Raw genomic sequence first — 7418 nt, forward strand, 5'->3', positions numbered from 1 at the left:
CTTTGCGTGCCTCATCTATTCTACTGCCTGGACTTGCAACCGTACACCTGGACTCATCTCCACCGTGACCCTGGACCTATTTCCTCCGTTTTGCTGGCCTGTTTGGAGCGAAATATTCACTCAGCTCCGGGCTATTCAGGAGCTGCGTCAGGCGTTCAGCCGCCACCGGAAGATTCAGCTCATCCAGCATGGTAATGAGATTTGCATTGCTGCTCATCTGGATTCACCTTCTTCCTGACGCTTGAGAAGGTTCTTCAGGGAATACTTATCATCGTCATCCTTGTAAGCACCCGTGACTACGGCATTCCTGTCCACAGACTTGAGAGAGTTGTCGGTTCTGTCCACCGGTGCCGGTGCAGGATTTGCATACATGGAAATTGTGTTGGCAATGTAGGTGTAGCTGCATTTCCCGTGGAGAATGGCATCATGGCAACAGGTTTCCAGGGCCTGCATTCCGTACTTTTCAGCAAACCTGAGGATGCCATAGCAGCTGCGGAAGGACTGGACAGGGTACTGAAACTTTTCCATCACCCGTTCAATAAGAACTTTGGTATCAGGGCCAACCCTCTCGGCTCTTGCGAGAAAATACGATTTGTTCCAGTACCCATAATCGCTATATTCCTTGGGCATATCGGAGGGAATCACCACCCAGCTCTTGGGTGTATAGCTTCTGTCGTGAGTGCGGATGAAATCCCCGTTTTCGTTGTAAATATGGATCTTGGTGGCCCCGGCCCGGATCTCCAGCGTCCGCTTCAGATACTTGCGAGGCATGGAATAATGGACCTTGTCATAGACGAAGGAGAAGTCCTGGCTCACCTTGACCAGCTTCCGTTCCAAATACTCGTACGGGGCTTCCGGCAGCGGCAGCAGCACCTCCTTTTCTTCTCTCTCAAAAAGATCCACCCTGGAATAGCTGAGCCCCTGGAAGTTCTCTCGGTTTTCCTGGGCCATCTTTTCCCAAAGCACAGCATTTAACTCTTCCAGAGAATAGAAGGTCATCTCCTCCATATCCACCAGAATGTGCATGGTTACAATTTTGACATGACCTTCTACATTGGGCTTCCACCGAGGAGATTTGACCTTGGCAGGCATAATGACGGTGCCATTGTGCTCGGCCCAAGCCTGAAAATCCTTGTTGACGCCGGGATTGATCCAGTCCTTGTTTTCCGTAACTGCCACCTTGCAGTTGTCAGGGGTGACGGTCTGAGTGATGCCGCCAAAGTAGGCAAGGGCATTGTTGTTGACCCGGATCCAGTTGCTGATATCGCAGCGGGTCATACCCTCAATGTAGAAATAATCGCTGTAGGACATGGCAGCAACAAAGATTGTGACAGGGATAGTCTGCTTTGGATTTCGTCGGTCATGGATGCAGAGCGTCTTTCCGGCGAAGTCCAGCTCCAGATTGACACCGGGATAGCGCTGAATGTGGAAGGTGACCTTACTGCTCTGAAGCCATTGAGAATACCGCCTGCAAAACTGGCGGTAACTAAGGGGCCTGCGGCCATCTACAATGCCGGAAGCATTATATTTTTTCCATAAGTGCTTGAGTGTCTCGCCCTTTTTGGTCAAGGCACGGTGAATGCCCTCTGGGTCAATGTCCCTGTAGAGCTGAGAGTCCGTGGGACTTCCGGCCTTCCGGTAGAGCAGCTCTCCGATGAATTCGTTGGTGACATCCTCCGGCAAAGGATATTTCAGCACCCCACATTCCCTAAATCGCTTCAGGAACTCGTTGATGGTGGTTTTGCCATCTCCGGTGGTTTCAGCGATTTCTCTGCTGCTCATCCCGTTGGTGAAGTGAAGAACCAGCACTCGATTGTAGTCCATTTTCTGAACCTCCTGCAATGAATTCCTCTTCCGAAAAAGAGGTAGTTTCATTATAGGAGAAGGCTCCATAACTGGACGGAAATTATGTCCTCAGCTGGCCCGAGTCCATGGCCCGGACTGGCCCGGAATTAAGGCCCCGCTGGCCCGTTGCGGTGACAATCTGCAAGCGGCGCTTGCAGCTGGCCAATCAGCTGCAAAATGGCCGTAAAGGTTCCGTAGGAGATGGCTCCGGTCAGAATACCGTAGCCGCAGTAACAGGCTCCCGCCACATAGACCACGTTCATCAGGGCACTGAAGCCGGTATTGCACAGGTTGGAAAACCAGTTGCGGCGCAGGCGGGCCGCCTTGTGCCGCTCCATGTGCTTTTCAGCCTGTTGGAGGGCCATCTGTTCCACGCCATAGGAGCGCACCACCAGCATACCCGAGAAGCTCTCCTGCAGGCAGGTGCGCAGGGCGCCGTCCTCCTCCTGAACCCGCTTATGCAGCTGCTTCATCTGCTTCCGAGAGAGATAGGACAGCCCCACAAGCACCGCGGTCCCGGGAACCAGCAAATAGAGAAAGCGCGGTTCCATAAACAAAATGGCTGCTGTCGCGCCCACCAGACGCACAATCATCCCGCCCAGGTCAGGCAGCAGATTGGTCATGCCGCTGGCGACCACCACCGTGTCGTTGGTCAGACGGGTCATCCACTCGCCGGAGTGCTCCGCCGAGACATAGCCATAGTCCTGTCGGAGCAAGGTGCCAAACAGTCGGGTTTTCCACTTGTTTTCCAACTCCGCGCTGATGCGTTCCTGCAAGAACCTGTTGGCTGCCCCTGCCGCCACACGGCCACAAATCAGGCCGATGAAGAAAACCGCCTTGGAAAAGAACAGTTCCTTCTGCTGGGCTACCGCCGCATTGATCAGGTCCCGCAGCAGCAGGGCTACCGCCACATTGATAAACGCAATGGCTGCCCGCATAAAAAGAAGCAGGCCTACTTTCCATCTTGTTCTGCCTGCCGTCTCCCAGAGTTCTGTTATCGTACCTTTCTTATCCATGCTTTTCCTCTGTGCACCAAATATCTGATAGGGTACAGCCCGCCCCACAGGGCCACATACAGGCGGTAGCGCCAGTCCGTCACAAGGAAGTGGCGCTCTTTCCGATAGATCTCGGTGACCACACCCAGTATCCACTCCTGAGGGACCCGTTCCGTGCCATAACGGTTGTCCCCCCGGGTATCATAACAGTCCTTTCCAACGCGCACCACCCGGTGCATCACAAACTGTCCAGAGGGCCGCCTGTACACCGGCAGGTCACCCTTCTTCAGCGTACCCTCGGCCCTGCGAATGACCACTCGGGTGTCATGATCAAACAGCAGAGGCTCCATACTGTCTCCGGATGTCATGGTCACCACCGGATTGCCGGACAGGATCTCCCGCTCCAGCGGAGAAACCGGCTTACTCATCCAGCAGACCGGTGGCGCGGAGCTGCTCCAGGATCCGGTGCACATGGGCTGCAATGGTGTCCCGGGGAGCGTCGTACTTGGCAAAAAGCCCGTCTACCAGCTGCTCCTCTGTGGTCTCCTGCTCCAGCATCCGCAGCATCTCCATCACAGTCTCATTGCTGCGGAGCATACCGCAAAATACATCCCCGGCTTCACCAGAGGCCACCGTGACGTACTGGTCGCCAACTTTATGAGAGAGTAATCCCGCTTTAATCTTCATATTCTTCTCCTGTCAATCTATGATGGAAGTTCTTGTCCGGTCAGGGTCTGAACCGCCAGAGCCACCGCCTCACGGGATATGGTGCAGCCCATGGAGTAGACCGGCAATTCGCTCAAACGCTGCACCAGCTCCAGCGTTTTTATTAGTCCGGCCGCATCCTTAGGGCGGTAGGTCTGGTTCAGCAGCATGGGATAGGCTTCCTGTGGCGACAGCTTCCGGATGCTGTTGGTCCCGGCCTGGTGGAGCAGTACAATACCCGCCACCGGAGCGGAGCTGTTTTCCTGCAGCCCCTCTTTCCCCGCGAACGGCGTGCCGTACACTGTAACCCCTTCGGATGTGACTTTCAGCAGGGGCTTATCGTCGTTGATCATTCTGACTGCATCGCCCAGGACCTCCCGCCACAGCCTGGCATGGGTGGATTTGCCCGTACCGCTGGGGGCTGCAAATAAATAGCCCCGCTGCCGGTAGGCCAATGCGGAGCAGTGAAACAAAACCACATCCCGGGCCACAAACCGCTCACAGATGTCTCGATATACCGCCAGGCTCTCCAGATACGAGGCAGGCCAATGTCCACCGTCGGTCTGTTCCCGGGCGATATCCTCTTTACTTACCGTAATAAGCTCCCCTGGTTTTTGCGTCCAGTAATCCCGCCAGAGGGCTTTGACGTACTCATAGCGGTTGTCCACGGTAAATGGGTATCCTGCTAATGAAAGATGAAACATGGTTGTTCTTTTATCCTTCTCTTATGGTAAAACAATGGGGAAGATAGTCGTAGAGGCGCTGTGCTTGTGCACAGCACCTCTATATGTTTTTATTATTGCCGCTATAACTAATCAATTATTTACTACCGAATTCTAGTCACTTGTTGTAGCGAGCACACATATGTAATAAGCTTATGTACTTGTCTCACTAAGTGGATGTGGATCAACCCTCAAAGTCAACCTCAGGCCCCTCCACATCCGGATCGCCGCCTACAATTACACCACTGGTGGTAATCACATCTTCGCAGTCAAACCCGATCACTTCCAGAATGGGCTCCTCATAATGATTCTTCATGGATATTTGCTCCTTTTTTATTCATTTTGAATACGCCGCCTGAAACGGTGCCTTTAGACCGCACGAATGGTGCACCCAGACCGCTGAAATGGTGCATGGTCACCGCAGCCATGGTGCAGAGGTAGCCCGTCCACTAAAATGGATTTTAGCATTGTCAGATGCAAATTCAATTTAGGAGGCCTTACCATGGTCAATCACAAAGAGATCCTCCGGCTTAAAAGCCTGGGGCTCACACATCGGGAAATCACAGATGCCGCTGGCTGCGGCCGCAACACGGTCACACGTACATTAGCCCGGGCTCGGGAACAGAAGCTTAGCTGGCAGCAAGCTCAGTCCATGTCGCAGCAGGAAGTTTCCCAGCGGCTATTTCCAACAGAGCAAAAGAACCCTGTCTACAAGATGCCGGACTACGAGTGGGTACACCGAGAGATGCAAAAGAGCGGCGTCACCCTGAGCCTGCTGTGGGTGGAATACTGCGAGCAGTGTCGTCAAAGCGGCGAGCTGCCCTACAAATCCACCCAATTCAACAAGTATTATGCGGACTATGTCCACAAGACCAAAGCCACCATGCACCTGGAACACAAGCCCGGCGAGACCATGCAGGTGGACTGGGCGGGCCAGACGGCAGCTCTGGTGGACACAGACACAGGGGAACAGCTGGACGCATATCTGTTTGTAGCGGTGCTGCCATACAGCGGCTACGCCTACACAGAGGCCTTCCTGGACATGAAGCAGGAGGCCTGGATCACCGGCCATGTCAATGCCTACCGGTATTTTGGAGGTGTCACCCGCATCCTCACCCCGGACAACCTCAAGACCGGTGTAGTCAAGAACTCCCGGACGGAAACGGTACTCAACAAGTCCTACCAGGAGATGGCGGAGCACTACGGCACCGCCATTCTTCCAGCCCGTCCCCGCAGTCCCAAGGACAAGGCCTTCGTGGAGGGCTCCGTTGGCGTGGTCTCTACCTGGATCCTGGCGGCCCTGCGTAACCGCCAATTTCTGTCCCTTATAGAACTGAATGAAGCAATCCATGAGAAACTGGAAGCCTTCAACCACAAGCCCTTCCAGAAACGGGAGGGCAGCCGGGCAGCTTGTTTTGCAGAGGAGAAACTGTTCCTGCTGCCTCTTCCGGCTACACCGTTTGAGTTGGCAGTCTGGAAGGTAGCTACCGTCCAATATAACTACCATATCAGCGTGGAGCGCATGAATTATTCCGTGCCGTATGAGTATATCAAGCAGCAGGTAGATGTACGGCTTACCCGGACTACCGTGGAGATCTTCTTTGCCGGAACCCGGATTGCCTCTCACCTGCGTCTCCATGGCCGTCCCAACCAGTACAGCACGGCGGAGAACCATATGCCGCCGGATCACCAGGCCTACCTGCAATGGAATGGCGAGCGTTTCATCCGCTGGGCGGAACAGATTGGTCAGCATACCGCTGCCGTGGTACGACTCTTTCTCTCCGCCCACAAGGTGGAGCAGCAGGGCTACAAGTCCTGTATGGCTCTGCTGAAACTGTCAGAACGCTATTCCCCTCAGCGTCTGGAGAGTGCCTGTCAGAAAGCCCTCTCTTACACCGCTTCCCCCAGCCTGAAAAGCGTGCAGTCCATTCTGAAATCCGGGCAGGACAAGTTGCTGGATGAGGATGCTCCGGCCAGGCCGGAAGAGCCCAAAGCCCATAAGTTCACCAGGGGCGCCGGCTACTACAAGAGGGGGGAATGACCATGCTGAGCAATGAAACGGTACGGAAATTACATGAAATGCGCCTGGGTGTCATGGCGGAGGCCTTCTCCACCCAACTGGAGGATGCGCAGTTCCAAGCGGTGTCCTTTGAGGATCGCTTTGCCATGCTGGTAGACGCAGAGTGGAGCGCCCGGAAAAGCAACCGCCTGACCCGGCTCATCCGCAACGCCGGCTACGCAGACCCTGCCGCTTGCGTAGAGAATATTGAGTACCTGCCGGAACGAAAGCTGGACCGGGAACAGATCCTGCGCCTGGCCTCCTGCGCCTATCTCCAGGAAGCACATAATGTCATCATTCTGGGAGCCACCGGGGCTGGAAAGACTTATTTGGCCTGCGCCCTTGGCATGGCTGCCAGCCGCAGCTTTTATTCCGTCCGGTATATCCGCCTGCCGGATCTGCTGGTGGAGATCTCTGTGGCCCGGGCTAACGGAACCTACCGGGATTACATGAAAAAGCTCAGGAAAGAGAAGCTGCTTATTCTGGACGAGTGGCTGCTCTACCCCCTCAAGGAGGCAGAGGCCCGGGATGTGCTGGAACTGGTAGAGGCCCGGAACAAGGTGGCCTCCACCATCTTCTGTTCCCAGTATGATACCAGCGAGTGGCACGAGAACCTGTACGACCCCACCCTGGCCGACGCCATCTGTGACCGAATCATCTACAACGCCTATACCATCCAAATTGAGGGCGAATCCATGCGAAAGCGTAAGGGCATCCCCGAGTAATTTTCCGCATGGCGGCCCAGTGCACCACGCCCGCGGCCGCCATGCACCATTTCGGCGGAATGGGTGCACCATTCCAGCGGTGACGATGCACCATCATCTGCGGTCAAGCTGCACTTTTGGAGCGGCGTATGCACATTTTTTGTTATAATTTTCCGACGTGCTATTATAATATATTTCACACCAAAGTGCAAGGTTTTTTTCATCCGGTGCCCGTACCATTTTCGCGCGCGGCGCACAAACCCAGCACCTGTCACCGCCGGAGTAAAATAGACCTATACGCCGGGCAAAAATTGACCCACGCCTAAAGACCGGCTATCTTAAAAGTGTGTGCAATACTTTTAAGGGAGATGGCCGAATGATTAGGAGT

The 7418-nt window shown here is 54.6% G+C and carries 8 protein-coding genes; 2 read left to right on the forward strand and 6 right to left on the reverse strand.

Annotated features, from left to right (window positions below; genetic code table 11):
• Positions 1 to 213: 213 nt before the first annotated feature.
• The 6 genes from istA (B5G06_RS13390) to B5G06_RS14560 form a co-directional block, all read right to left on the reverse strand.
• A complete protein-coding gene (istA, locus tag B5G06_RS13390; RefSeq protein ID WP_158094724.1) occupies positions 214 to 1824 on the reverse strand; it encodes an IS21 family transposase in 1611 nt (536 codons plus the stop codon).
• A gap of 128 nt (positions 1825 to 1952) precedes the next feature.
• On the reverse strand, positions 1953 to 2861 hold the full coding sequence (locus B5G06_RS13395; RefSeq protein WP_087189551.1) for an ABC transporter transmembrane domain-containing protein: 909 nt from the start codon (positions 2859 to 2861) through the stop codon (positions 1953 to 1955).
• A complete protein-coding gene (locus B5G06_RS13400; RefSeq protein ID WP_158094725.1) occupies positions 2840 to 3268 on the reverse strand; it encodes a S24/S26 family peptidase in 429 nt (142 codons plus the stop codon). The genes B5G06_RS13395 and B5G06_RS13400 overlap by 22 nt, the downstream gene beginning before the upstream one ends.
• Positions 3261 to 3527, reverse strand: coding sequence for a PqqD family protein (locus B5G06_RS13405; protein ID WP_087189553.1), 267 nt, complete (start codon positions 3525 to 3527; stop codon positions 3261 to 3263). Before B5G06_RS13405 ends, B5G06_RS13400 begins: the two co-directional genes overlap by 8 nt.
• A gap of 17 nt (positions 3528 to 3544) precedes the next feature.
• A complete protein-coding gene (locus B5G06_RS13410; RefSeq protein ID WP_143382758.1) occupies positions 3545 to 4213 on the reverse strand; it encodes a hypothetical protein in 669 nt (222 codons plus the stop codon).
• A gap of 238 nt (positions 4214 to 4451) precedes the next feature.
• Positions 4452 to 4583: a hypothetical protein gene (locus B5G06_RS14560; protein ID WP_255396458.1), complete on the reverse strand. Its 132-nt coding sequence runs from the start codon at positions 4581 to 4583 to the stop codon at positions 4452 to 4454.
• 186 nt (positions 4584 to 4769) lie between these two features.
• Between B5G06_RS14560 and istA (B5G06_RS13415) the strand changes: the two genes are divergently transcribed.
• Together istA (B5G06_RS13415) and istB are read left to right on the forward strand one after the other, a co-directional pair.
• The gene (gene istA / locus B5G06_RS13415; RefSeq protein WP_087189555.1) at positions 4770 to 6308 is read left to right on the forward strand and encodes an IS21 family transposase; all 1539 of its coding nucleotides are present in this window, start codon (positions 4770 to 4772) and stop codon (positions 6306 to 6308) included.
• A gap of 2 nt (positions 6309 to 6310) precedes the next feature.
• Positions 6311 to 7051, forward strand: coding sequence for an IS21-like element helper ATPase IstB (istB, locus tag B5G06_RS13420; protein ID WP_087189556.1), 741 nt, complete (start codon positions 6311 to 6313; stop codon positions 7049 to 7051).
• The last annotated feature ends 367 nt before the right edge of the window (positions 7052 to 7418 follow it).

Origin of the sequence: Flavonifractor sp. An52, from assembly GCF_002159385.1 — a bacterium.
GTDB lineage: Bacteria > Bacillota > Clostridia > Oscillospirales > Oscillospiraceae > Flavonifractor > Flavonifractor avicola.